General features: G+C 63.9%; 24 protein-coding genes. 13 read left to right on the top strand and 11 right to left on the bottom strand.

The window, feature by feature from the left end:
- Window positions 1–80 precede the first annotated feature (80 nt).
- Genes C4K39_RS03735 through C4K39_RS03725 form a run of 3 tightly spaced genes read left to right on the top strand, consistent with a single transcriptional unit; the run spans window position 81 to window position 2,026 of the window.
- A complete protein-coding gene (locus C4K39_RS03735) occupies window positions 81–962 on the top strand; it encodes a LysR family transcriptional regulator (protein ID WP_068577421.1) in 882 nt (293 codons plus the stop codon).
- Window positions 963–1,018: 56 nt separating this feature from the next.
- Window positions 1,019–1,594: an NAD(P)H-dependent oxidoreductase gene (locus tag C4K39_RS03730; protein ID WP_124345687.1), complete on the top strand. Its 576-nt coding sequence runs from the start codon at window positions 1,019–1,021 to the stop codon at window positions 1,592–1,594.
- Between the two features lie 60 nt (window positions 1,595–1,654).
- Window positions 1,655–2,026 (top strand): MerR family transcriptional regulator, encoded by a 372-nt coding sequence (locus tag C4K39_RS03725; RefSeq protein WP_068577417.1) that lies wholly within the window; start codon window positions 1,655–1,657, stop codon window positions 2,024–2,026.
- 21 nt (window positions 2,027–2,047) lie between these two features.
- On the opposite strand, the gene C4K39_RS03720 is transcribed toward C4K39_RS03725, so the two are convergent.
- Together C4K39_RS03720 and kynU are read right to left on the bottom strand one after the other, a co-directional pair.
- Entirely contained in the window at window positions 2,048–3,451 is a 1,404-nt protein-coding gene (locus C4K39_RS03720) for an amino acid permease (RefSeq protein ID WP_068577415.1), read from the bottom strand.
- Between the two features lie 120 nt (window positions 3,452–3,571).
- Window positions 3,572–4,822, bottom strand: coding sequence for a kynureninase (kynU, locus tag C4K39_RS03715; RefSeq protein WP_068577413.1), 1,251 nt, complete (start codon window positions 4,820–4,822; stop codon window positions 3,572–3,574).
- Window positions 4,823–5,007: 185 nt separating this feature from the next.
- On the opposite strand from kynU, the gene C4K39_RS03710 reads away from it, so the two are divergent.
- A complete protein-coding gene (locus C4K39_RS03710) occupies window positions 5,008–5,481 on the top strand; it encodes an Lrp/AsnC family transcriptional regulator (RefSeq protein ID WP_124345686.1) in 474 nt (157 codons plus the stop codon).
- A 14-nt stretch (window positions 5,482–5,495) separates the two neighbouring features.
- Here the strand turns inward: C4K39_RS03710 and C4K39_RS03705 are convergent, their stop codons facing one another.
- Window positions 5,496–6,497 carry an AraC family transcriptional regulator gene (locus C4K39_RS03705; protein ID WP_068577410.1) on the bottom strand — a complete coding sequence of 334 codons (1,002 nt, stop codon included), beginning with the start codon at window positions 6,495–6,497 and terminating at the stop codon, window positions 5,496–5,498.
- A gap of 405 nt (window positions 6,498–6,902) precedes the next feature.
- On the opposite strand from C4K39_RS03705, the gene antA reads away from it, so the two are divergent.
- From antA to C4K39_RS03680, 5 genes are all read left to right on the top strand, one after another.
- Window positions 6,903–8,288 (top strand): anthranilate 1,2-dioxygenase large subunit, encoded by a 1,386-nt coding sequence (antA, locus tag C4K39_RS03700; RefSeq protein ID WP_068577408.1) that lies wholly within the window; start codon window positions 6,903–6,905, stop codon window positions 8,286–8,288.
- A gap of 2 nt (window positions 8,289–8,290) precedes the next feature.
- On the top strand, window positions 8,291–8,782 hold the full coding sequence (antB, locus tag C4K39_RS03695) for an anthranilate 1,2-dioxygenase small subunit (RefSeq protein WP_068577404.1): 492 nt from the start codon (window positions 8,291–8,293) through the stop codon (window positions 8,780–8,782).
- A 17-nt stretch (window positions 8,783–8,799) separates the two neighbouring features.
- A complete protein-coding gene (antC, locus tag C4K39_RS03690; RefSeq protein ID WP_124345685.1) occupies window positions 8,800–9,822 on the top strand; it encodes an anthranilate 1,2-dioxygenase electron transfer component AntC in 1,023 nt (340 codons plus the stop codon).
- Window positions 9,823–9,900: 78 nt separating this feature from the next.
- Window positions 9,901–11,301: an amino acid permease gene (locus tag C4K39_RS03685; RefSeq protein WP_068577400.1), complete on the top strand. Its 1,401-nt coding sequence runs from the start codon at window positions 9,901–9,903 to the stop codon at window positions 11,299–11,301.
- A gap of 188 nt (window positions 11,302–11,489) precedes the next feature.
- Window positions 11,490–12,698: a benzoate/H(+) symporter BenE family transporter gene (locus C4K39_RS03680; protein ID WP_068577398.1), complete on the top strand. Its 1,209-nt coding sequence runs from the start codon at window positions 11,490–11,492 to the stop codon at window positions 12,696–12,698.
- An 8-nt stretch (window positions 12,699–12,706) separates the two neighbouring features.
- Here the strand turns inward: C4K39_RS03680 and pdxR are convergent, their stop codons facing one another.
- The 3 genes from pdxR to kynB form a co-directional block, all read right to left on the bottom strand.
- Entirely contained in the window at window positions 12,707–14,206 is a 1,500-nt protein-coding gene (pdxR, locus tag C4K39_RS03675; RefSeq protein WP_124345684.1) for a MocR-like pyridoxine biosynthesis transcription factor PdxR, read from the bottom strand.
- Window positions 14,207–14,377: 171 nt separating this feature from the next.
- Window positions 14,378–15,229, bottom strand: a complete 852-nt coding sequence (gene kynA, locus C4K39_RS03670; RefSeq protein WP_068577394.1) for a tryptophan 2,3-dioxygenase — start codon at window positions 15,227–15,229, stop codon at window positions 14,378–14,380.
- A 91-nt stretch (window positions 15,230–15,320) separates the two neighbouring features.
- Window positions 15,321–15,962, bottom strand: a complete 642-nt coding sequence (gene kynB, locus C4K39_RS03665; RefSeq protein WP_124345683.1) for an arylformamidase — start codon at window positions 15,960–15,962, stop codon at window positions 15,321–15,323.
- Window positions 15,963–16,245: 283 nt separating this feature from the next.
- Between kynB and C4K39_RS03660 the strand changes: the two genes are divergently transcribed.
- The 3 genes from C4K39_RS03660 to C4K39_RS03650 all read left to right on the top strand — a co-directional run bounded on the left by C4K39_RS03660 (window position 16,246) and on the right by C4K39_RS03650 (window position 17,692).
- Window positions 16,246–16,590, top strand: a complete 345-nt coding sequence (locus C4K39_RS03660) for a cupin domain-containing protein (RefSeq protein WP_124345682.1) — start codon at window positions 16,246–16,248, stop codon at window positions 16,588–16,590.
- 101 nt (window positions 16,591–16,691) lie between these two features.
- Window positions 16,692–17,177, top strand: a complete 486-nt coding sequence (locus C4K39_RS03655) for an Xre family toxin-antitoxin system antitoxin (RefSeq protein WP_083235739.1) — start codon at window positions 16,692–16,694, stop codon at window positions 17,175–17,177.
- Complete coding sequence (locus tag C4K39_RS03650; protein ID WP_068577389.1) at window positions 17,174–17,692, top strand: RES family NAD+ phosphorylase; 519 nt, start codon at window positions 17,174–17,176, stop codon at window positions 17,690–17,692. The genes C4K39_RS03655 and C4K39_RS03650 overlap by 4 nt, the downstream gene beginning before the upstream one ends.
- Window positions 17,693–17,809: 117 nt before the next feature.
- On the opposite strand, the gene mmsB is transcribed toward C4K39_RS03650, so the two are convergent.
- Complete coding sequence (mmsB, locus tag C4K39_RS03645) at window positions 17,810–18,697, bottom strand: 3-hydroxyisobutyrate dehydrogenase (protein ID WP_124345681.1); 888 nt, start codon at window positions 18,695–18,697, stop codon at window positions 17,810–17,812.
- 10 nt (window positions 18,698–18,707) lie between these two features.
- Window positions 18,708–20,234, bottom strand: coding sequence for a CoA-acylating methylmalonate-semialdehyde dehydrogenase (locus tag C4K39_RS03640; RefSeq protein WP_068577385.1), 1,527 nt, complete (start codon window positions 20,232–20,234; stop codon window positions 18,708–18,710).
- 147 nt (window positions 20,235–20,381) lie between these two features.
- Between C4K39_RS03640 and C4K39_RS03635 the strand changes: the two genes are divergently transcribed.
- Window positions 20,382–21,332 carry a LysR family transcriptional regulator gene (locus C4K39_RS03635; protein ID WP_068577383.1) on the top strand — a complete coding sequence of 317 codons (951 nt, stop codon included), beginning with the start codon at window positions 20,382–20,384 and terminating at the stop codon, window positions 21,330–21,332.
- An 84-nt stretch (window positions 21,333–21,416) separates the two neighbouring features.
- On the opposite strand, the gene yfiB is transcribed toward C4K39_RS03635, so the two are convergent.
- From yfiB to yfiR, 3 genes are read right to left on the bottom strand one after another with little or no spacing between them, the layout of a single operon-like run.
- Window positions 21,417–21,911: an outer membrane lipoprotein YfiB gene (yfiB, locus tag C4K39_RS03630; RefSeq protein ID WP_068577381.1), complete on the bottom strand. Its 495-nt coding sequence runs from the start codon at window positions 21,909–21,911 to the stop codon at window positions 21,417–21,419.
- Between the two features lie 14 nt (window positions 21,912–21,925).
- The gene (dgcN, locus tag C4K39_RS03625) at window positions 21,926–23,194 is read right to left on the bottom strand and encodes a diguanylate cyclase DgcN/YfiN (protein WP_068577379.1); all 1,269 of its coding nucleotides are present in this window, start codon (window positions 23,192–23,194) and stop codon (window positions 21,926–21,928) included.
- A complete protein-coding gene (gene yfiR / locus C4K39_RS03620) occupies window positions 23,191–23,772 on the bottom strand; it encodes a regulatory sequestration protein YfiR (RefSeq protein ID WP_068577377.1) in 582 nt (193 codons plus the stop codon). Before yfiR ends, dgcN begins: the two co-directional genes overlap by 4 nt.
- Window positions 23,773–23,816 lie beyond the last annotated feature (44 nt).

Here is a 23,816-nt window from a genome sequence, read left to right as displayed (position 1 = left end):
CTGAAAATCTGCCATATACTGAGCCAGCCTCTTGCCAGACAAGAGGCTGATCCTCGATGCCCTGGCTGTGGAGGCCCCGCATGCATTTCGACCTGGTGGACCTGCGCCTGTACCTGAATGTCTTCGACGCCGGCAATATCACCGCTGGCGCCGAGCGCAGCCACCTGTCTCTGGCCGCGGCCAGCGCGCGGATCCGCGCCATGGAAGCCAGCCTGGGCATCGGCCTGCTCGAACGTGGTCGGCGCGGCATCAGCCCGACGCCGGCCGGCAAGGCCCTGGCCCAGCACGCCCGGACGTTGCTGCTGTATGCCGAACACCTGCAACAGGACCTCGCCGAGTACGCCAAGGGCGTCAAGGGGCAGGTGCGCCTGCTGTGCAATACCAGCGCCCTGAGCGAGTACTTGCCGGAACTGCTGGCGGACTTCCTGCGCGAGCGCCCTCAGGTGGATATCGATTGCCTGGAGTTGCCCAGCCAACGCATCACCCATGCCCTGCGCCAAGGCGCGGCAGAGTTGGGCATCGTCTCCGATGCGGTGGACACCCGGGGCCTGCAGGTCCGGCCGTTTCGCGATGATCCGCTGATCCTGGCGATGCCCATGGATCACCCGCTGAGCCAGCAGTCCGCACCGAGCTTCGATGACACCCTGGCCTATGACTATGTCGGCCTGGCCAGTCATAGCGCCCTGGCGGTGTACCTTGAGGAGCAGGCCCTGCACCTGGGCCTGCGCATGCAGTTGCGGATTCGGACCGAGGGTTTCGACGCGGCATTGCGCATGGTGGCACGCGGCGCCGGGTTGGCCGTGGTGCCCCTGGCCGCCCTGGAGCGCAACCGGCAACTGGCCCTGCAGACCCGCCCCCTGGGCGAGCCCTGGGCCCGGCGGCGCTTGCTCCTGTGCGCCCGTGACTTCGCCACCCTGCCGCTCTATGCCCAGGACCTGTGCCAGGCCTTGCACAAGCCTTGACTCTGCCCTTAGGGGCAGACCTTAGCCTTGGCACTTCTTCCCCAAGGACCAAGGTAATGAGCAAACGCATTCTGGTGATTCTCGGCCATGCTTCCCGCGCCAGCCTCTGCGCGGCACTGAGCGAGCGCTACATCCATGCGGCGCAGCAAGCCGGGCATGAAGTACGGAGCCTGTACCTGGGCGACCTGCGCTTCGACCCGGTGCTGCACGAGGGGTATCGGCGAATCCAGCCACTGGAAGACGACCTGCAGCGAGCCCAGGCCGATATCCTCTGGGCCGAGCACCTGACCTGGGTCTTCCCGATCTGGTGGGGCGGCATCCCGGCCTTGCTCAAGGGTTTTCTCGACCGGGTGCTGTTGCCCGGCTTCGCGTTCAAGTACCGCCCCGGCAAGGCCTTCCCGGAACAACTGCTCAAGGGACGCACTGCCGACTTGCTGGTGACCATGGACACCCCGCCCTGGTACTACCGCTGGTTCTACCACATGCCCGGGCTGCACCAGATGCGCCGCACCACCCTGGCCTTTTGTGGTATTCGCACACGGCGTACCTTGACCTTCGGCCCGGTGCTGGGCGCCAGCGACCTCAGCCGGACCCATTGGCTGCACCAAGCAGAACAGCTTGCCAGGCGCTGACACTGTTCGATAATGCGCGGCATCCGGCGACCCTGCCCGGTACAGCACAAGGAAGCCGCCATGTACATCGGTCAAGCCGCGCAATTGTCCGGCACCACCATCAAGAGCATCCGCCACTACGAGGCCATCGGCCTGTTGCCCGAGGCCCCGCGCCAGGGTCGCTACCGACTCTATGACGCGCAGAGCGTCGAGCAACTGGTGTTCATCAAGTGCGCGCAACAGTTGGGGTTCAAGCTCAAGGAACTGCAACAGGTATTCGCCGCCCACCAGGGCCAGGCCTTTCCCTGGGACCAGGCCCAGGCGGCCCTGGCGCAGAAGAAACGCGAGCTGCAACTCAAGATCGATGAGCTGCAACAGCTGCATGCCCGCCTCGACGCCTTCCAGAGCAGCCTGCAACAGGCCCGCGATGAGTGTCCCTTGGGCAGCCTCTAGGGCCGCCCGGGAAGCGGCGTATCAGACTTGCGACAACGCGGCCGTGCTCCTGGGCCTGCGGAAGAACAACCAGTAGGCCAGGCTCAGCACCAGCAGGAAGGGCACCCCGAACACCAGGGTCATCTTGAAGGCGTCGGTAAAAAAGGTGGTGATCATCACGGCCCCCATCAGGAACAACCCGAGCAGGGTGCTGTAGGGAAACAGGCGCATGCGAAACGACAGCGGCTGCTCGCCATGGCGCTGGTGATAGCGCCGGAAGCAGTAGTGGGTGAGGAAGATCATGAACCAGGTGAAGATCGCGCCGAACATCGAGATCGCCATCATCAGGGCGAACGAGCTTTCCGGGTAGAACACGTTGATCAGGGTCGCCAGGGCGATACCGCTGCTCGACAGCAGCAGGGCATTGAGCGGAATCCCGGTCTTGCTCAGGGCCCCCATGGACTTGGGCGCATAACCGGCGCGGGACAGGCTGAACATCATCCTGGTGGTGATATAGAGCTGGCTGTTCATGGCCGACAGCGCAGCGATCAGGATCACGAAGTTCATCACTCCGGTGGCCCCGGGAATGCCGATGGTCTGCATCACCGTGACGAACGGGCTCTGGGCCTTGCCCGCCTGGACCCAGGGCACGATGGCCAGCATCAGTGCCAGGGTCAGCAGGTAGAACACCACCAGGCGCACGATGGTGGCGCGAAACGCCTGTTTCACTGCCCGTTGCGGGTCCTGGGCCTCTCCGGCCGCCACCGCGATCATCTCCACGCTCAGGTAGCTGAAGATCGACACGATCACCGCGATCCACATGCCCTGCAAGCCGTTGGGGAAGAAGCCGCCGTGGACGTTGTAGTTGTGCACGCCATAGTCGGGGTTGCCGGAGCCGAACACCACATACACCGCCAGGATGATGAAGCCGACGATGGCGGCGATCTTGATGGTGGAGAACCAGTATTCGAAATTGCCGAAAGTCTTCACGCTGATGGCATTGAGCAGGATCAGCACGCTGGAGAACGAGATGATCCAGACCCACTCAGGCACGTTGGCGAACCAGTACTTCATGTACATGGCGATGGCCGTGACCTCGGCGCCCACGGCCAGGACGATGGCCGCCCAATAGGCATAGCGCACCAGGAAACCGGCCAGGGGGCTGATATAGAACTCGGCATAGGCGCCAAAGGAGCCGGAGGTGGAATGGGCCACGGTCATTTCCGCCAGGCAGCCCATCAGCAGCAGGGTGATCAAGGCACCGATGGCGTAGCTGAGCAGCACGCTGGGCCCGGCATAACCAATGGCGTAGGCGCTGCCCATGAACAGCCCGGTACCGATGGCGCCGCCAATGGCGATCATGCTCATCTGGCCGGCGGTCAGCTGCCGCCTCAGGCCGTGCTCGCGATTGGAAATCGCTTCGAAACCCTTGTTGGTGGTGGTCACGTTCAGTGCCTCTTTATTGTTGTGTGCACGCGTTGATCGATCTGGCGGCTCGTCCCTGTGCCGCGGGGTGTTGCAGTGGCTGGCGCAGGATAGGGCTGCGCCAGCGGCTACAGGTTGTCTTCAGGTCACGCTGTGGCGCACCTGGAACTGCGCTTGGGCCCAGGTCTTGGCGTCGAGGATTTCGCCAAGGATCTGCACCGCCTCCCACACTTCAGTGAAGGTGGTGTACAGCGGCGTGAAGCCGAAACGCATGATCCGCGGCTCGCGATAATCGCCGATCACGCCCCGGGCGATCAGGGCCTGGATCACCGCATACCCCTCGGGATGCTCGAAGCTCACATGACTGCCACGCTTGGCGTGCTCACGCGGGGTCACCAGCGTCAGGTCATGCCCGGCGCAGCGTTGCTCGACCAGTTCGATGAACAGGTCGGTCAGGGCCAGGGACTTGCGCCGCAGGCTCTGCATGTCGGTCTGCTCGAAGATCTCCAGGCCGCACTCGACCATCGCCAGCGAGGTGATCGGCTGGGTGCCGCACAGGTAGCGGGCAATGCCACTGCTGGGTTCATAGCGGGTGGCCATGTCGAACTGCCGGGCATGGCCGAACCAACCGGACAGCGGCTGGGTCACCAGGTCGCACAGCGCCGGGGCGACCCAGGCGAACGCTTGGGAACCAGGACCGCCATTGAGGTACTTGTAGGTGCAGCCGATGGCGTAGTCGGCGCCGCAGCGCTTGAGTTCCACCGGTACCGCGCCAGCCGAGTGGGCCAGGTCCCAGATGCTCAGGGCGCCGGCCTCGTGGATCAACCCGGTCAGTTGCTGCATGTCGTGCATGTGGCCGGTCTTGTAGTTGACGTGGGTGAGCATCACCACCGCGGTGTCCTGGTCGATGGCCGCCGGCACCTGCTCGGGGCTGTCCACCAGGCGCAGCGAATAGCCCTGCTGGAGCAGCTGGGTCAGGCCTTCGGCGATGTACAGGTCGGTGGGGAAGTTGCTGCTTTCGGAGACGATCACCCGGCGCTCGGGGGCGCGTTCGGCCTGCACCAGCAAGGCAGCGCTGAGGACCTTGAACAGGTTGATCGAGGTGGTGTCGGTGATCACCACTTCCCCGGCATCGGCACCGATCAACGGTGCCAGGCGATCACCCAAACGCTGGGACAAGTCGCGCCAGCCGGCGCTGTTCCAACTACGGATCAGGCCATCGCCCCACTCCTGCTCGATGACTTGCCGAGCCCGTTCCAGGGAGGCCACGGGGCGCGCGCCCAGGGAGTTGCCATCGAGATAGATCACCCCCTCAGGCAAGGCGAACTGCCGGCGCAGCGGCGCCAGGGAGTCTTGTTCATCGAGACGCAGGCAGTGGTTTTTGTCGATCATTGGAAGTCCTGTCTTGGTCGATGCCCTGCCCGTTCCACGACGGAACGAACGGAGCAGGCAATGGATAAACCCGGAAAATAATGAACGAAGCCAAGAAGAATTTTCGTGCAAAGAGCAGCGCGATCCCGTACTAATCTCGAATAAAATTCTAATCCTTCAATAAAAAACATGGATTCATGCCAACCATGACGCTCGACTCCACCGACCTGCGCATCCTGCATCACCTGCAGCAGGACGGGCGCATCAGCAACCAGGAGCTGGCGGAGAAAGTCGCCCTGTCGCCCTCGGCCTGCCTGCGTCGGCTGCGCATGCTCGAAAGCGACGGCATCATCAGCGGCTACCGCGCCCAGCTCAATGCCGAACGCCTGGGGATCGAGCTGGAGGCCATTGTCCATGTGTCCCTGCGCCATGACGTGGAGGGCTGGCACGAGACCTTCATCGCCAAGGTCCAGCAGTGGCCGGAGGTGATGACGGCCTATGTGATCACCGGTGCCAGCAACTATGTGTTGCGCGTCCAGGCGCGCAACCTCAAGCACTTCTCGGATTTCATCGTCAATCACCTGAACCGCGCCGCCGGGGTCACCGATATTCGCTCGGAGATCGTCCTGCAGAAGATCAAGGAGCAGAACGGCCTGCTGGACCTGGTGCAGCGCAAGTAAGCGCCCTGTCGGAACTAAAACCGACTCGGATGGCGCTGGGCGGTCGCGCTCGGGGACTCGTCGAACAGCTTGCGGTACTCGGCGGAAAACCGCCCCAGGTGGGTGAAGCCCCAGCCCAGGGCGATCTCGGAGATGTTGCGCGCTGCACCATGTTCGAGAATCTCCTGGCGCACGCCATTGAGCCGATGGCGCTTGAGGTAGGCCATGGGCGATAGCGCGAAGTATTTGCCAAAGGCTTCGAACAGCTTGTAGCGCGAGACTCCGGCGGCCACTTCCAGATCCTCCAGGTGCACCGCCTCGCGGGCATGCTCCTGCAAGTATTGGCGGGCCCGTACCAGGTAATGCGGCAGCTTGACCCCAAGCACCTCGCGCAGCTCGCTGGAGTAATTGTTGGGTTGGGCCAGGATCAGGCCCTTGATCAGCGAACTCTCGATTTCCCGGGTAAAGGCCAGTTGCTCGTAGAGCTCGTTGCCCTGGGCCAACTCGCCGATGAAATGTCGGGCCATGCGCCACCAGGAGGCCGTCGCGCCATTGAGCGCGTCCATGCCCGGCTCGAAACGCAGCGGGTCCAGGATCGGGCGCTGCAACAAGGCTTCCAGGGCCTCGCTCATGGCCGGCCGGGGAATCACCACCTGCAACTTGCGACAATCGCCGGAGATGGCCAGCACCTGGCTTTCGTTGGGAGCGATGATCACGCCATGGTCGCTGTCGGAGCGCAGCAGGCGTCCGTCCTTGCTCAACTCCTGCTCGCCGCACAACGGCAGGCTCAGGCTGTAGCTGCTGAAGCGCTCGATGTCCTCGATATCCACCACCACGTCGGTGCCGTACTCGATGATGCCCAGGGTCGTGGCCCGCGACCTGAGCACATGGGCACTGTGGTGGAAACGGATCCTCTCGGGCGTCGCGGTCTCCAGGCGATGCGGGCCGCAAATGCCCGACATCCAGCTCCTGGCGCCCTCGAGGTCGTAGTGATCGACGCGAATATCGCGCAACTGCCCATCAGTCTTGCTATTCATCACGGCACACTCACGGCAATATTTTTTAGCGCGCTCTGACGGCGCGTCTTGTTTGGCAGGGCAAGTTTTGCGCCAACCGGTGCTGCTGCCAACCCAGTGGATAACAATAGCCGACTAAGTGGATAAACCTCCCCGCCACCCTGCTCGCTTTCACTCAACGGCTGGCGCCGACCGTGTAGAAAGTCCCCACCCTGCAGCCGCTGCCGCTGCCTGCGCATGGGCGCGTAGCGGCCATAGGCGGAGCTGGCCGAAAGGTCCCTGACGCGGCCTCGCACCCTCGGCAGCGGCTACCGCCACCCTGGCAATTTTGTGGATGCGCTTGGTCGACTAAGCGGATAGCCACCCCCGCCCTGCACTCACTCTAATGATCGTACCGATTGGCCCGAATAAAAAAGGTACCGACCCATGAGTGGCGCAAGAAACGTCGAGCAATGGCAGGAGTTCATCCACAGCTGCCTGGATTTTCGCCCAGCCGATGGCGTGTTCCGCATCGCCCGGGAGATGTTCACCGAACCCGAGCTGTTCGACCTGGAGATGGAACTGATCTTCGAGAAGAACTGGATCTACGCCTGTCACGAAAGCGAGCTGCCCAACAACCACGACTTCGTCACGATGCGGGCCGGGCGCCAGCCGATGATCATCACCCGTGACGGCGAGGGCCGGCTCAATGCGCTGGTCAACGCCTGCCAGCATCGCGGCACCACCCTGACCCGGGTCGGCAAGGGCAACCAGTCCACCTTCACTTGTCCCTTCCATGCCTGGTGCTACAAGAGCGACGGCCGCCTGGTGAAGGTCAAGGCCCCCGGCGAGTACGCCGAGGATTTCGACAAGGCCACCCGCGGCCTGAAAAAGGCCCGTATCGAGAGCTACAAGGGCTTCGTGTTCATCAGCCTGGATGTCGCAGCCACGGACACCCTGGAAGACTTCCTCGGTGACGCCAGGATCTTCTTCGACATGATGGTCGCCCAATCGCCCACCGGCGAGCTGGAGGTGCTGCCGGGCAAGTCCGCCTACACCTACGACGGTAACTGGAAACTGCAGAACGAGAACGGCCTGGACGGGTATCACGTCAGCACCGTGCACTACAACTACGTGGCCACGGTGCAGCATCGCCAGCAGGTCAACAGCGAGAACGGCACCGCCAGCGCCACCCTGGACTACAGCAAGCTCGGGGCCGGCGATGCGGCCACCGACGACGGCTGGTTCGCCTTCGCCAACGGCCACAGCGTGCTGTTCAGCGAGATGCCCAACCCGGCGGTACGTTCCGGCTACGCCAGCATCATGCCGCGCCTGGTGGAGGAGTACGGCCAGGCCCGGGCCGAGTGGATGATGCATCGCCTGCGCAACCTGAACATCTACCCCAGCCTGTTCTTCCTCGACCAGATCAGCTCGCAGTTGCGGATCATTCGCCCCGTGGCCTGGAACAAGACCGAGATCATCAGCCAGTGCATCGGGGTCAAGGGCGAGAGCGACGCCGACCGGGAAAACCGCATTCGCCAGTTCGAGGACTTCTTCAACGTCTCGGGCATGGGCACCCCTGACGACCTGGTGGAGTTTCGCGAGGCCCAGCGCGGCTTCCAGGCCCGCCTGGAGCGCTGGAGCGACGTTTCTCGCGGCCATCACCGCTGGGCCACCGGCCCGACCGCCAACACCCGGAACCTGGGCATCGCGCCGGCCATGACCGGTACCGAGATCACCCATGAGGGGCTGTACGTCAACCAGCACGAGAATTGGCAGCGCTTCCTCCTCGAAGGCCTGCAGCGCCAACCCCTGAAACTGCGGGAGGTATGAACATGAATGCGCAACTGCAATACCAGGTCGAGCAGTTTTTCTATCGCAAGTCCGAGCTGTGCGACGCCCAGGACTGGGACGCCTACCTGCAACTGTTCGCCCAGGACAGCGTGTTCCACCTGCCCCAGTGGGACTCCGAGCATGTCTACACCCAGGACCCCAAGCGCGGCATGTCGCTGATCTACTATGCCAACCGCTCAGGCCTGGAGGACCGGGTCTTCCGCCTGCGTACCGGCAAGGCGGCCTCCACCATCCCGATGCCACGCACCCTGCACCAGGTCAGCAACCTGCGCATCACCGAAGGCGAGCAAGGAAAGCTGCAGGTGCGCCTGAACTGGCACACGTTGTTCTACCGCCTGGCCACTTCCGAGCAGTTCTACGGTCATGCCACCTATGACCTCGTCCCCCACGGCGACAGCTGGCTGATCCAGCGCAAGCACGTGCTGCTGCTCAACGACACGATCAACTCGGTGCTCGACTTCTATCACCTCTGACTCGACGGACACTCCCCATGACGCACAAGGTCGCGTTCAGCTTCGCCGACGGCAAGACCCTGTTCTTCCCGGTGCAAGCCAATGAAATACTGCTCGACGCCGCCCTGCGCAACGGCATCAAGATCCCCCTGGACTGCCGCGAAGGGGTCTGCGGCACCTGCCAGGGGCGTTGCGAGTCGGGCCAGTACAGCCAGGATTACGTGGACGAGGAAGCCCTGTCGGCCCAGGACCTTGCGCAACGCAAGATGCTCAGCTGCCAGACCCGGGTGCAATCCGATGCGGCGTTCTACTTCGACTTCGACTCCAGCCTGTGCCATGCCGCCGAGCCGGTGCGCTACCGCGCCTCGGTCCAGGAAGTGCGCCAGGTTTCGGACAGCACGGCGATCCTGCGCCTGGACCTGGGCGGCAATCCGACCCCGCTGGACTTCCTGCCCGGCCAATACGCCCGCCTCGGCATTCCCGGCACCGACTGCAGCCGCGCCTACTCCTTCGCCAACCGATCCGCGGCGGACAATCAGTTGCTGTTCCTGATCCGCCTGTTACCCGATGGGACGATGAGCAACTACATCCGCGAACGCTGCCAGGTGGGCGACGCCTTGGAGCTGGAAGCGCCGCTGGGGGCGTTCTATCTGCGCCAGGTCAGCCGTCCGCTGGTCCTCGTGGCGGGCGGCACGGGACTCTCGGCCCTGCTGGCAATGCTCGAGCAAATCGTCGAGCAGGACTGCCAGCAACCGGTCCACCTGTACTACGGCGTGCGCCAGAGTGCCGACCTGTGCGAGCTGGAGCGCATCCGCGCCTACGGCGAGCGCCTGCCGGCGTTTCGCTTCACGCCGGTGATCAGCGACAGCGACCCGGCCTGGAACGGCAAGCGCGGTTACATCACCGAGCACTTCGATACCGAGGAATTGCGCAGCGGCGAGGCCGACATGTATGTCTGCGGGCCACCGCCGATGGTCGATTCGATCCGCACCTGGCAGCAAGAACAGGGACTTGGGCGTGTTCAGCTGTATTACGAGAGGTTTACCGAGAGTAATATCTGATCCCGTCGACACGATGCCGAGACCGACGCCTAAATCCCTGGGTCGGTCCTGATAACAACTAGAAGAGAGCGCAAGTTAGTGGATCAAACCTTGAAGCAGGGTGAACTCAAGCGCGGCTTGAAAAACCGCCATATCCAATTGATCGCCCTGGGCGGGGCGATTGGGACCGGACTCTTCCTCGGCTCGGCCGGGGTCCTGAAGTCCGCCGGGCCCTCGATGATCCTGGGGTACGCGATCGCTGGCTTCATCGCCTTCCTGATCATGCGCCAGCTGGGCGAGATGATCGTCGAGGAGCCAGTGGCCGGCTCCTTCAGCCATTTCGCCCATAAGTACTGGGGGGGCTACTTCGGCTTCCTCGCCGGCTGGAACTACTGGGTGCTGTATGTGCTGGTGGGGATGGCCGAGCTCACTGCGGTAGGTAAATACATCCAGTTCTGGTGGCCGGAGGTTCCTACCTGGGTCAGCGCGGCGGTGTTCTTCGTGCTGGTCAACCTGATCAACATGATGAACGTGAAGTTCTTCGGTGAAGCCGAGTTCTGGTTCGCCATCATCAAGGTCGTCGCCATCGTCGGCATGATCCTGCTGGGCTGCTACATGCTCTTCAGCGGCAGTGGCGGGGCCCAGGCCTCGGTGAGCAACCTGTGGTCCCACGGCGGCTTCTTCCCCAATGGCGGCAACGGCCTGTTGATGGCCATGGCCTTCATCATGTTTTCCTTCGGCGGCCTGGAGCTGGTGGGCATCACCGCGGCCGAGGCCAGCGAGCCGCGCAAGGTGATTCCCAAGGCCATCAACCAGGTGGTCTACCGGGTACTGATCTTCTACGTCGGCGCCCTGGCGGTGCTGCTCTCCCTGTACCCGTGGGACGAGTTGCTGGTCAGCCTCAACTCCGGCGGCGACGCCTACAGCAGCAGCCCCTTCGTGAAGATCTTCTCGCTGATCGGTAGCGATACCGCCGCGCAGATCCTCAACTTCGTGGTCCTGACTGCCGCGCTCTCGGTGTACAACAGCGGCGTGTACTGCAACAGCCGCATGCTCTACGGCTTGGCCGAGCAGGGCGATGCGCCCAAGGCGTTGACCAAGCTCAACAAGCAAGGCGTGCCGATCCTGGCCCTGGGTATCTCCGCGCTGATCACCTTGCTCTGCGTGCTGGTCAACTACCTGGCTCCCCATGAGGCCCTGGAGCTGTTGTTCGCCCTGGTGGTGGCGGCCCTGATGATCAACTGGGCGCTGATCAGCCTGACCCACCTGCGCTTTCGCAAGGCCATGGCCGAGCAAGGCGTGGTGCCGTCCTTCAAGGCCTTCTGGTCGCCACTGAGCAACTACCTGTGCCTGGCCTTCATGGTCATGATCATCGGCGTGATGCTGATGATCCCGGGCATCCGTGCCTCGGTGTACGCGATCCCGGTCTGGGTCCTGCTGATCTGGGTGTTCTACCGCCTGAGCCAGGCGAAAAAAACCGAACAGGCTGCCCTGCGCTAAGTTAGCGGGTGGCCCCTGCAAGACCTGAAAGCCCGGCCCTGGATCCAAGGCCGGGCTTTTTCATGCGCACCACAAAGTGGTCTGCCCCAACCCTCTCAAGCGGCCTGAAACGACCCTCCGCCAGCTCTCTAGAATCAGCGCCTCCCGGAGCTTCAGGACCGGGGCTCACCCTGGATGGAGAATGGCGCATGAATAGAACGACCGAGGGGCTCAGGCCTGCCGATTTTTTCTCACCCACCGTGGCCGCGCTGATTTCGGTGCTGGTGAACTACGGTGGAACGTTCGTCCTGGTGCTGCAGGCCGCCGAGCTGGCCCGCCTGTCGCCAGCCCAGACGGCCTCCTGGGTCTGGGCAGTGTCGGTAGGGGTCGGAGTCAGCGGCCTGTGGTTGAGCCTGCGCTATCGGGCACCGGTCATCACGGCCTGGTCGACCCCCGGAGCGGCCTTCCTGGCCACGGTCCTGCCTGTGACCCCCTACGCCGAGGTGATCGGCGCCTACCTGGTTTCGGCCCTGGGCTTCATCATCCTGGGTGCATGCGGGGCCTTCGAACGGCTGGTGCAGCTGATCCCCAAGGGGATCGCCGCCGGGCTGCTGGCCGGAATCCTCTTGCCGTTCGGCATCAATGCCTTTGGCGGCGCCAGCGTCGATCCCCTGTTGGTGACCGTGCTGCTGGGTTCCTATGCACTGCTGCGGCGCTTCACCTCGCGCTTTGCCGTAGTCGGCATCCTCGGGATCGGCCTGGCGCTGTTGATCGTCCAGCAACGGATCGACGGTGCTGGCGTGCAACTGAGCCTGGCCACACCGCTGTTCACCCCACCGCAGTTTTCTCTGCCGGCCCTGCTCGGCGTGGCCCTGCCACTGTTCGTCATTACCCTGACCGGGCAATACATGCCTGGCATGCTGGTGCTGCGCAACGACGGTTTCAAGACCAGTGCCAACCCGCTGCTGACGGTCACCGGCCTGGGCTCGCTGATCATGGCGCCATTCGGTGCCCACGCCTTCAACGTGGCCGCTATCACCGCGGCCATCTGCACCGGCCCGGACGCCCATCCGGACCCGGGCAAGCGCTACCTCGCCGGTATCGCCTGCGGGCTGCTGTACATCCTGGTGGGCACTTTCGGTGTGACGCTGGCGAGCCTGTTCATGGTGTTGCCCAAGGCCTTCATCGGCACCCTGGCCGGCCTGGCGCTGCTGGGTGCCATCGGTGGCAGCCTGGCCAATGCCATGGCCGATGCCAAGACCCGGGAAACAGCCTTGATCACCTTTCTTGCCACGGTCGCCAATGTCAGCCTGCTGGGCGTCGGCGGTGCCTTCTGGGGGTTGCTGGCGGGCCTGGCCGCGCACTGGCTGATGCACGGTCGGCCCGGGGCTCGCGACACCGCGAGCGCCCAGCCCTGAAAATTGCCCTAGGGCTTGCGCAGAACCTGTCCCAGGCGCTCCATCGCGGCTTCGATTTCATGGGCACTCAAGGAGGCGTAGCCCAGCAACCAGCCCTGTTCCCTGTGCTCGCCGACATACAGCCGGCCAAGGCCGGGTAACTGCATGCCGATACTCGCTGCCCGGCGCTGGGTGTGCTCCTCGCTCCAGCCCGGCTCCAACAGGCAGGGAATCTGCAGGCCTCCCGGCGGCGGCAAGGCCCTGGCGATGCCTTGCAAATGCCGCCCGATGGCGTCGAGCATGGCCTGCCTGCGTCCCGCGTAGAGCTTGCGCATGGCCCGCACGTGGGCGTTGTAGTGCCCCTGCTCCATGAACCGCGCCAGGGTCAGCTGGAGAATCTGCGGGGTATGGCCGTCCATGATGCTGCGGGCCGCACTGAAGGGGGCCACCAACTCCTCGGGCAGGACCATGTAGCCCATGCGCAGGCCGGGATAGAGGGTCTTGCTGAACGTGCCGATGTACAGGGTGCGCTGATACGCGTCCAGGCCCTGGACACAGGCGGTCGGCAGGCCGTCGTAATGGAACTCGCTGTCGTAGTCGTCCTCGATGATCCACCGATCGTGCTCGGCGGCCCAACGGATCAACTCCAGCCGGCGCTCCAGGGACAGGGTGACCCCGCTGGGATACTGATGCGATGGCGTGACATAGACACAGCGGGCACCACTGCGATCGGCCCGCAGCAGATCGGTGCGCAAGCCCTGTTCATCGACATCGATGGGGATGATGCGCACCTCGGCGGCCTCGAACGCCTTGCGGGCCCCAAAATACCCCGGGTTCTCCATCAGGATCGGCTTGCCAGCGTCCACCAGCAGTTGCGCGCACAGGAACAAGGCCTGGCGGGTGCTGCTCAACACCAGGATCTGCCCCGGCTGCACCTTGGCTCCACGCTCCAGGTTCAGATAGGCGGCGATGGCTTTGCGCAAGGGCTCGGCCCCCTGTGGGTCGCCATGCAGCAAGACATTGCCCCGGTACTCCTGCAGCACCTGGCGTTGCAAGCGCTCCCAGACCTGCACCGGGAAACTGCGGGTTTCCGGCAAGCCGGTGGCAAAGGCCTTGACCACCTGCTGGTCCGCGACCCCACCGCGTTCGAACAGCGTCCGCCCCCGACGACTCAAGCCGCCCCCAGGCTCCCGGATGCTGCGTGGCGGCTCCTGCAAGCGCAGGCGCCTGCGGGCCGCTCCGCGCAACTGCGCGCCAATGGCCTGGCAGACATAGCTGCCGGAGCCCTCGCGCCGGACGATGAAGCCATCGCGCTGCAACTGCACGTAGGCGTTTTCCACGGTATCGCGCGATACTCCCAGGGACTTGGCCAGGACCCGACTCGCCGGTAGCTTGAGCCCCGGCGCCAGGGCTCCATCGAGGATCAGCCCGCACAGCGCCCGCTGGATGCGCTGATGCAGGTCCAATGCCTGGAACTCCGGGTCGTTGAGCCGCATGTTCAGGGTTTCAAGTTCGAAGGTACGGCTCATGCGGTCTGCCCAGGAAAGTGAAAGCATCGATTTTGGGCAGCCACTTTAGCGCCGGCCACCTTTGCGGTCACCTCCTGCCTGGCCGCTGTCGCAGGCGCCAGGACAGGCACGAGAAGCGAATGGGCGATGCCAGGAATGAAAACGCCCCGGCTGGCGGGGCGTTGGTCTGGGTCATTGCGGGTAGCGCACTCGCCACAACTCGGGGAACAGCACGGTATCGAGCATCTTGCGCAGATAACCCACGCCCTCGGTTCCACCAGTGCCCGGCTGGAAGCCGATGATCCGCTCCACCGTGGTCACATGGCGGAAGCGCCATTGACGGAAGGAGTCTTCCAGGTCGATGAACTTCTCGCCCAGCTGGTACAGGTCCCAATACTTCGAGGGATCACCGTATACCTCGCGCCAGGCCGCTTCCACCGAGGGATCGTGCTGGGTCGCGCTGGTGCTGTTCAGCGCCAGGCGCTGCGGATCGATATCCAGGCCGCTGCGGGCCATCAGGGCGATCGCCTCGTCATACAGCGACGGGGTGGCGATGGATTCCTGCAGCGCCTGCAACAGCTCGGGACGGTGGGCATGGGGACGCAACAGCGCCGCACTCTTGTTGCCCAGGATGAATTCGATATCGCGGTACTGGAACGACTGGAAGCCCGAGGACTGGCCCAGGTACGGGCGGATGGACTTGTATTCCGAAGGGGTCATGGTGGCCAGCACCGCCCAGGCATGCACCAACTGGTCGAAGATCCGCGAGACCCGCGCCAGCATCTTGAACGCCGGCGCCAGCTGGCTCTGGCGCACCTGCTCACGGGCGGCCTTGAGTTCGTGGAGCATCAGCTTCATCCACAGCTCGGAGGTCTGGTGCTGGATGATGAACAGCATCTCGTTGTGGTCTGGCGACAACGGATGCTGGGCGCTGAGGATGCGCCCCAGATCCAGGTAGTCGCCGTAGCTCATGGAGTCGGAGAAATTCAGCTGGGCGTTATGCCATTCATCCGGTGGATTGCTTGAAAAAGGACATTGGCTCATCGCGTGGGCTCCTCGTCTCGGTCGGCTGGGGCCCACACCGTTGCCTGGGCAAGGGTGCACGAATGGCCCGCCGTCATAGTTATTGTAGGAATCAATCGGCCAACGGGCGCAGGATCGCCCGCACCGGACTGGCGTCCAGGTGGGCAAAGCGCAGTGGCAGGGCAATCAGTTCGTAGTCGCCTTCAGGCACCTCGTCGAGCACTACCCCTTCGAGGATCGCCATGCCATGCCGGGCGACCGCATTGTGGGCATCCATGGTCTTGGACTGCTGGGGGTCCAGGGAGGGGGTGTCGATACCGACAAGGCGCACACCGAGACGGGCCAGCAGCTCGATGGTGGCCTCGGCCACAGCGGTGAAGCCTGAGTCCCAGGTGTCCAGCGGAGCCTGGCGATAGGTCCGCAGCAGTACCCGTTGGGGCAGATTGTCCAGATGCCCCTGCAGGTCCTCGGGTTGCACCAGCGAACCGCTCTCCAGGCAATACAGGACCCGGCACGGCCCCATGTAGACATCCAGCGGCACCTCGCCAATAGGCAGGCCATCAGGGCGGTAATGCAGCGGGGCATCGACATGGGCGCCGGTGTGGGGCGACAGGGTGATCCGACCGATGTTCACTGGACACTCGGGCCCGAAATGCCAGACACGTTCTTCCTGGAATGGCGTGTCTCCCGGCCAGGTCGGGGTCGCGGTGCTCAAGGGCGGGCTGATATCCCACCAACGGGGTGTATGTTCCATGGGCATGGCTCTTGGTCGGTCCGGACTGCATGATACGAGCGAAGCCGGTAAAGATTCTTGCGAAATAACTCGGTCAGCTTCAGGTATTTCGCAAGAACTGCTAACAAAACCTGGTTTATCCGATGAATCTTTCAAGCCCGCAGGCCACCGGCTCCCCCTTTGCCAGTCATCGCGAGCAGGGCCGCAGCGCTTCTGGATACCCCGGTGTCGAGTACAGACAACCCCATGGGCGCCGGGCGCTATAGGGTGCGGCCTCTGGTTCTCGATCTGTCAGGAGCACAGCATGCCCAAGCCCATTACCGTTCTGCGCGATACCCATCCACTGCCGGTCCTGGACGCCTGCAAGTGGGAAAAACTCGAAGGCGACCCGCACACCGTCAACCTCAATGCCTACACCAGCGAAGATGGCAGCAAGATCATGGGCACCTGGATCTGCACTCCCGGCAAATGGCGGGTGGCCTATGAGAAGTGGGAGTACTGCCACTTCCAGGAAGGCTATTGCGTGATCACCCCGGACGGCCTGGCTCCCATCCACTTGCGCGCCGGCGATATCTTCGTGGTCGAGCCCGGCATGAAGGGCACCTGGGAAGTCGTGGAGACGGTACGCAAGTACTTCATCTTCGCCTGAGGCCTGCCAGCGGCGAGTCCGGGCCGCCGACGCCCGGCTCAGCGCTGCTTGCCAAATGTCTATATAATCCCTGCCAAATGGCAAAGGCAGGAGTAAGGCCCATGGTTGCACTGACCGGTAGCGACATCGCCGTGAAACGACGCGGCAAGCCCGTATTGAAGGATCGAACCTCGGACATCCTGCTCGGTGGCCGGGCACGGTTCGACGACCGTATCTCGATCTATCGCCTGACCGAGGAAGGCATTCCGCTGACGGCAATCGTCAAGTTCGTCTCCTCGGTCCCCATGCTCAAGGACGAACAGGTCCTGGCCAAGATCATCGGCCTGTCCGAGCGCACCCTGCACCGGCGCCTGAAGACCCCCGACGAACCGCTGAACCCGGAGCAGAGCGCCCGGGCGGTACGCTTCGCCCAGGTGCTGTCCAAGGCCCAGGAGGTCTTCGGCAGCAGCGAACAGGCCCAGGACTGGATGGCCAAGCCGGTGATGGCCCTGGACGGCCACAAGCCGGTGGACCTGCTGACCAACCCCATCGGATTCGAGCTGGTGGATGAGTTCCTCACCCGCCTGGAATACGGGGTCTATCAGTGATCAGCATTCCCGGCAGCAGTGCCGTTCACTTCTGGCGCCTGGACGCCGCGCAGCACGCCGACAGCTGGGACAGCGGCATCGGTGCCGAACTGTGCGGCGGGCGCTGGAACTCCAAGGGGGTCAAGGCCGTATATGGCAGCGCCGACCCTGCCACGGCGATCCTCGAGGTGGCCGTGCACAAGGGCTTTGCCGCGCTCGACCAGGTGCCCCATGTGCTGACCGGGGCGCTGATCCACGACCCGTCGACCATCTACCGCCTGGACGAAGGCAGCGTGCCCAATCCCAACTGGCTGGTGCCAGGCATTCCCAGCGCCGGCCAGCAGCAATTCGCCGACCAGTTACTGGCCGAGCATCCCTTCGTACTGGTGCCTTCCTCGGTCTCGCGCCACAGCTGGAACATCCTGATCAACCCACTGTTGGCCAAGGGGTTGTACCAGGTGGTGATCCAGGAGCGCTTCGGCCTCGACACCCGCCTCAATCCGCCGCCACGCACTCCGGCTGGCCGGCCCAACTGAGCGGGCAAAAAAAACGGGAAGCCGCCCGACGCGGATTCCCGGAAACGCCCCCACTCGGGGGGCTACGATCATGAGACAGTATTCGTGGCGAGGGCTTGGCCCCCGCCACGCAAAGGGCTACTGCGGCTTGCGGTAGCTGTTGACGATGGCCGAGAAGTCCTTGCCACCTTCCCCGCGCTGGCTCATGGCCTGGTACAGCTGCTGGGCCACCGCGCCCAGCACCACCGGCTGATGGGCCTGGCGGGCGGCCTCGGTGGCCAACCCCAGGTCCTTGAGCATCAGCTCGGCGCCAAAACCACCGGTGTAGCCACGCGCTGCGGGCGCGGTCTCGATCACTCCCGGCCACGGGTTGTAGGTGTCGGAACTCCAGCACCGCCCGGTGGAGCTGTTGATGATCCCGGCCAGCACCTTGGTATCGATACCCAGGGCATCGCCCAGGGCCATGGCTTCGCTGACGCCGATCATCGAGATGCCCAGCAGCAGGTTGTTGCAGATCTTGGCGATCTGCCCAGTGCCCACTTCCCCGCAGTGCACGATGTTGCGCCCCATCTGCGCCAGTACCGGCTGCAGGGCGGCGAACAGCTCGGTACCCGCGCCGACCATGAAAGTCAGGGTGCCAGCCTGGGCGCCGCCTGTGCCGCCGGAAACCGGGGCGTCGGCCATGGCCACGCCCTGCTTGGCCGCAGCGGCGGCAACATCGCGAGCGGTCTGCGGGTCGATGGTGCTGCAGTCCACCGCTGGCACGCCACGGGCGATGCCCGCCAGCACGCCGTCCTCACCCAGCCAGACGCTACGCACATGGGCGGCGGCCGGCAGCATGGTGATCACCAGTTCGGCGCCTTCGGCGGCGGCCTTGGGCGAGGCGGCAATGCGCCCGCCCAGTTGCGCCAGCTCGGCCAGCACGCTTTGGTTCAGGTCGAACAGGTTCAGCTGGTGGCCGGCCTTGATCAGGTTGCGGGCCATGGGCGCGCCCATGTTGCCCAGGCCGATGAATGCAATGTTCATGTCAGGCTCCTCAACGCAGGCTGATAGTGGTGTTCACACCGTCGTTGACGCTGTCATCGTCGAACCAGCGGCTGGTGACGGTCTTGGTCTGAGTGTAGAACTGCACCACTTGCTTGCCGTACGGACCCAGGTCGCCGAGCTTGGAACCGCGCGAACCGGTGAAGCTGAAGAACGGTACCGGCACCGGGATCGGGATGTTGATCCCCACCTGGCCAACGTCGATTTCGCTCTGGAACTTGCGTGCCGCCGCGCCGCTCTGGGTGAACAGGCCGGTGCCGTTGCCGAAGGGGTTGGCGTTGACCAGGGCGATGGCCTCGTCGAGGGTGTCGACCTCCAGCACCACCAGCACCGGGCCGAAGATTTCCTGGGTGTAGATCTGCATCTCGGTGGTCACCCCGGAGAACAGGGTCGGGCCAACGAAATTGCCCTGCTCGTAGCCCGGAACCTTGACGTCACGGCCGTCCAGCTCCAGCTTGGCGCCTTCCTTGATACCGCTTTCGATCAGGCCCAGCACGCGCTCCTTGGCCCGCTTGGAGATCACCGGGCCGACATCGGTACCCGGCTCGCAACCGGCGTTGACCTTGAGCTTGCTCGCGGCCTCCTTGATGTCCGGCAGCCATTCGCGGGCCTTGCCCACCAACACCGCTACCGAGGTGGCCATGCACCGCTGGCCGGCCGCGCCGAACGCCGCACCGGCCAGGGCGTTGACCGTCTGGGTACGGTTGGCATCGGGCAGCACCACGGCGTGGTTCTTGGCGCCCATCATCGATTGCACGCGCTTGCCGTGCTTGCCCGCCAGGTCATAGACATGGGTACCGACGGCGGTGGAGCCGACGAAGGACACGGCCTTGATGTCCTGGTGCACGCACAGGGCATCCACCACGTCCTTGCCACCATGGACCACGTTGAGCACGCCGGCCGGGACTCCCGCCTCCAGCGCCAGCTCCACCAGCAACATGGTGGACAGCGGATCTTGCTCGGAAGGCTTGAGGACGAAGGTGTTGCCGCAAACGATGGCCATCGGGAACATCCACAGCGGAATCATCGCCGGGAAGTTGAATGGGGTGATCCCGGCGCATACACCGATAGGCTGGCGCAGGGTGTAGGTGTCCACGCCGCCGGCGACGTTCTCGGCGAACTCGCCCATCTGCAGGGTGCCGATGGAGCAGGCATGCTCCACCACTTCCAGGCCGCGGAAGATGTCACCTTCGGCGTCGGCGATGGTCTTGCCCTGCTCGGCGCTCAAGACCTGGGCAATGCGTTTGGAGTGCTCACGGATCAAGGCCTGGAGCTTGAGCATGATGCGCATCCGCGCGCCGATCGGCGTCAGCTTCCAGGTCTGGAAGGCACGTTGGGCCGCAGCGATCGCGGCATCGACTTCGGCAGCGGTGGCAAACGGCACCTTGGCCAGGACTTCCTGGGTCGCCGGGTTGACGATGTCATGCCATTCCTGGGTCTGGGACTGGACCCATTGGCCGTCGATCAGCAATTTGACCTGCTGCAGGGTAGTGCCGCCGGACTGGAGGGGAGCGTTCATGGGGTCTCCTGACTTCTTGAGTTCTTATGCAGGGAACCAAGGCGTTGCAGCGCCTTGAAAGAGGGGAGTCGCGAGTTGGTATCGGACTGTTTTTGGAGTATAGATGTGCAAACTTCTAATAAGAACGCACATAAAATCCGGTCCATCATGCAAAAAAACATCACCTCGCTGAGCACCCTGAACTGGGACGACCTGAAGTTTTTCCTGGAGGTGGCGCGTACTCGCAAGGCCAGCAGCGCGGCCAAGCGCCTGGCGGTGGACTACACCACGGTGTCACGGCGCATCGGCTCGCTGGAAACCGCCCTGGGCACCCTGCTGTTCGAAAAGTCCCGTACCAACGGCTTCGTCCTGACTGCCGAGGGCCAGCGCCTGCTGGGGTATGCCGAGTCGATCGAAAGCACCCTGCACATGGCCTGCGAGCAGGTCTCGGGCTCCGGCGTGGCGCTGTCCGGGCATGTGCGCATGGGCTGCACCGAAGGTTTCGGCACCTTCTTCATCACCCCGCAGCTCAGCCATTTCCTCGACGCCTACCCGGCGATTTCGGTGGATATCCTGCCACTGCCGCACTTCATCAGCCTGTCCAAGCGCGAAGCCGACATCGTCATTGCCCTGGAGCGTCCGGAACATGGGCCCTACGTGTGCTGCAAGCTGTGCGACTACCGCCTGCAGCTATACGCCACCCAGGAATACCTCGATCGCCATCCGCCGATCCGCCGCCCCAGCGACCTGGGCGAGCATCAGTTCATCAGCTATGTCGACGACTTGGCCTTCAGCTCCGAGCTGCTGTACCTGGCCAACGTGGTCCCCGGGGCCAGCGCACACCTGCGCAGCACCAGCGTCATCGCCCAGTACGTGGCGGCGCAGCAGGGCCGCTCGCTGGCGATCCTGCCGTGTTTCCTGGCGGCCCAGGACCCACGCTTGCTGCCGGTGCTGCCCAAGGAAATCAACCTGACCCGGCAATTCTGGATGTACTGCCGCGAGGACCTGCGCAAGCTCAAGCGCATCACACTGCTATGGGATTACATCCGCGAGGTGACCGAGCAGAACCAGCCCTTGTTGATGGGGGACACTCGAAGCATGTCGTTCAGTGCCCCCTAGCCTTGTGCCGCCATGCCGTATCGGTCACCGATCGGCCTGGCGAAGCGGCCGTAGGACTACAGCCGCGACTGGATGGATCGCCGCTCAGTCGGCGATCACCACGATCGACACCCGACGATTCTCGGTACGCCCGGCCGGGGTGCTGTTGGAGGCCACCGGCTCGCTGCTGCCAAGGCCGCGCAACTGGATGTTCTCTTCGCGCATGCCAACCTGGGTCAGGACCTTGACCACGCTCTTGGCCCGGCGCATGGAGAGCTGCGTGTTGTAGGCCTCCTTGCCGGAGGCATCGGTGTGGCCGTCGACCCGGACTTTCTGGATATCGACACTGAGCAAGGCCTTGCCGATGCGCTGGACGATCTCGGTGCTGGCCGGGTTCAAGCTCTCTATATCACTGCCGAACAACACCTTGCCCGACAGGCCGAAGGCCCAGCCTTCATCCGTCAGTTCGAAGCCCTCCTGTTTCAGCACCGCGATCTGCTTCGGGGTCAGGCCCTTGGGTGGCACGCTCTGGCAGCCCGTCAAGGCCAGCAAGGCCATGAACACCAGGGCACCGAAAAGTCGAACCGAACGTTGTGTCATTGAGAACAAGGGAGTTAGCTCCTGTTTTGAACCTGGACGACGGGGGACTCCGCCCCCACTGTGTGCTGCCCGCCTCGCGCGCCTCGCTTGGCCTGGTACATGGCCGCGTCGGCGGCATTCAACAGACTGCCCGGAGTGGCGCCATGCTCCGGATACACGGCGATGCCGATGCTCAGCGATGTCAGGATCGACAGGCTGCCTGGCAACTGGATCGGCATCTCCATGCTGTTGATGATCTTGTCGGCGATGCGCTGGGCATCCTCCACCCGATGCAGGGGCGTCAACAACACCGCGAATTCATCGCCACCCAGGCGCGCCACCAGGTCATCCTCGCGCAGTTGCGCTCGAATCCGCGTGGCCACGGCCACCAGCACCGCATCCCCGGCGGCATGGCCAAAATTGTCGTTGATTTCCTTGAACCGATCGCTGTCCAGGAACAGCACCGCCATGTGTTCGTTGTGCTTGTTGGCACTGCGCAGGGCGCGGATCAGCCGTCCCTCGAAGAAGGCCCGGTTAGGCAGGCCGGTCAAACTGTCATGGCTGGCCTGGTGGGCCAAGGTCTCATTCTCGCTCTGCAGGTGGGTCTGCCAGACCTCCAGTTCATCGAGCAGGGCGTTGAAGTCATTGCCCAGGTTGTCCAGCTCGGCGATTTGTGCCGGCGGCACCCGTTGGTCGAAGGCACGCTCGCGTCGGGCCGCGTGGGCCACGTCCGCCAGGCTGCGTAGCGGGCCCGTGATATCGCGCAGTTGCCGGCGCGCCAGGTACAGGGCGGCCCAGGCACTCAGGGCGATGCACAGCACGATGCCCACCAACCCGCTGAAGAGGAAGCGCAACAGGCTGCCGCCATGGCCGGTGACATTGACGCTGCCGATCTCCTGGCCCTGGCGATAGATCGGCACGCTGATGGGTTTTTCCAGGAATGTGCTGGCGATGTGCATTTCCAGGTTGGTCAGGAAACCGCTGTCCGGACGCTGCCAACTGGCCAGCAACTGCCCCTGGCTGTCGTAGACCTTGGCGTCGGCCACCTCCTCGGTGGAAGCGATCAGCGCCAGGGCCTCGGTGGCCACGACGTTATCGTGGAACACCACGGCAGCTTCCACCGTATAGCTGATGGAACGGGCGATCAGGTGCAGGTTGTGGTCGGCATACACCCGCAGGGCCAGTACGCCAAGGCCGGTCAGGGACAGGCTGGCCATGGAGATCGCCAGCAGGGCAACGATCAGATGGCCGCGACCGATGACCGACCGCAAGGTAGGGCGGGAGTTGGACTTGAACAGTTTCATGGCTCCGCCGGACGCCGACGGGACAACTGCAACACACTGGGATGGATCTTCACCCCACTGCGCGCCACTGAGTCCAGATTGACTTCGAACGATACCTGGCTGTCGCTGACTCGCAGGCAGAACAGGCTGCCCACGGTGCATTGGTCGCCCCCCTCGCTGATGCTCAGCACCGGCTGCCCGGTCAACGAACTGAACAAGCGAGTACGCTGCTCAGTCCCCAGCTTGCCGACGTAGACCGAATCGCACTCACTGGCGATCGTCGCGTTACTGGCCAGTAAGCGACGCACCTGCACCGGGCGTCCGGTAGCCTGGGTGGCCCCCTTGAGCAGATCGTCGGTGTATTCGGTGGGACCTACCACGCAAAGACGCAACTGCGCTGGCTCGACCGGCCAGCGCGCATAGCTGAGGATGCCCAGCACCACTTGGGTCACTGCCTTGGCCCGCTGTTCGGCCAGGCTGGCCGGTGCCGAGGGCTCGGGCTGTGCGATGGCCAACAGGCTGAACAGGCAAAGGATGGTCGCCAGCACGTACTGCCGCCACCGCAAAATGCGCTCTGTCCTCAAGACAGCCACGTCCATGCAGGGAATCTCGTTGATTTTCACGAAGATGATGCCGCAACGAT

This window comes from Pseudomonas sessilinigenes (assembly GCF_003850565.1).
In the GTDB taxonomy this organism is placed as follows: Bacteria; Pseudomonadota; Gammaproteobacteria; order Pseudomonadales; family Pseudomonadaceae; genus Aquipseudomonas; species Aquipseudomonas sessilinigenes.
Note: the sequence above shows the minus strand (reverse complement) of the source record. Positions and strands in the feature narration are given on the sequence as shown.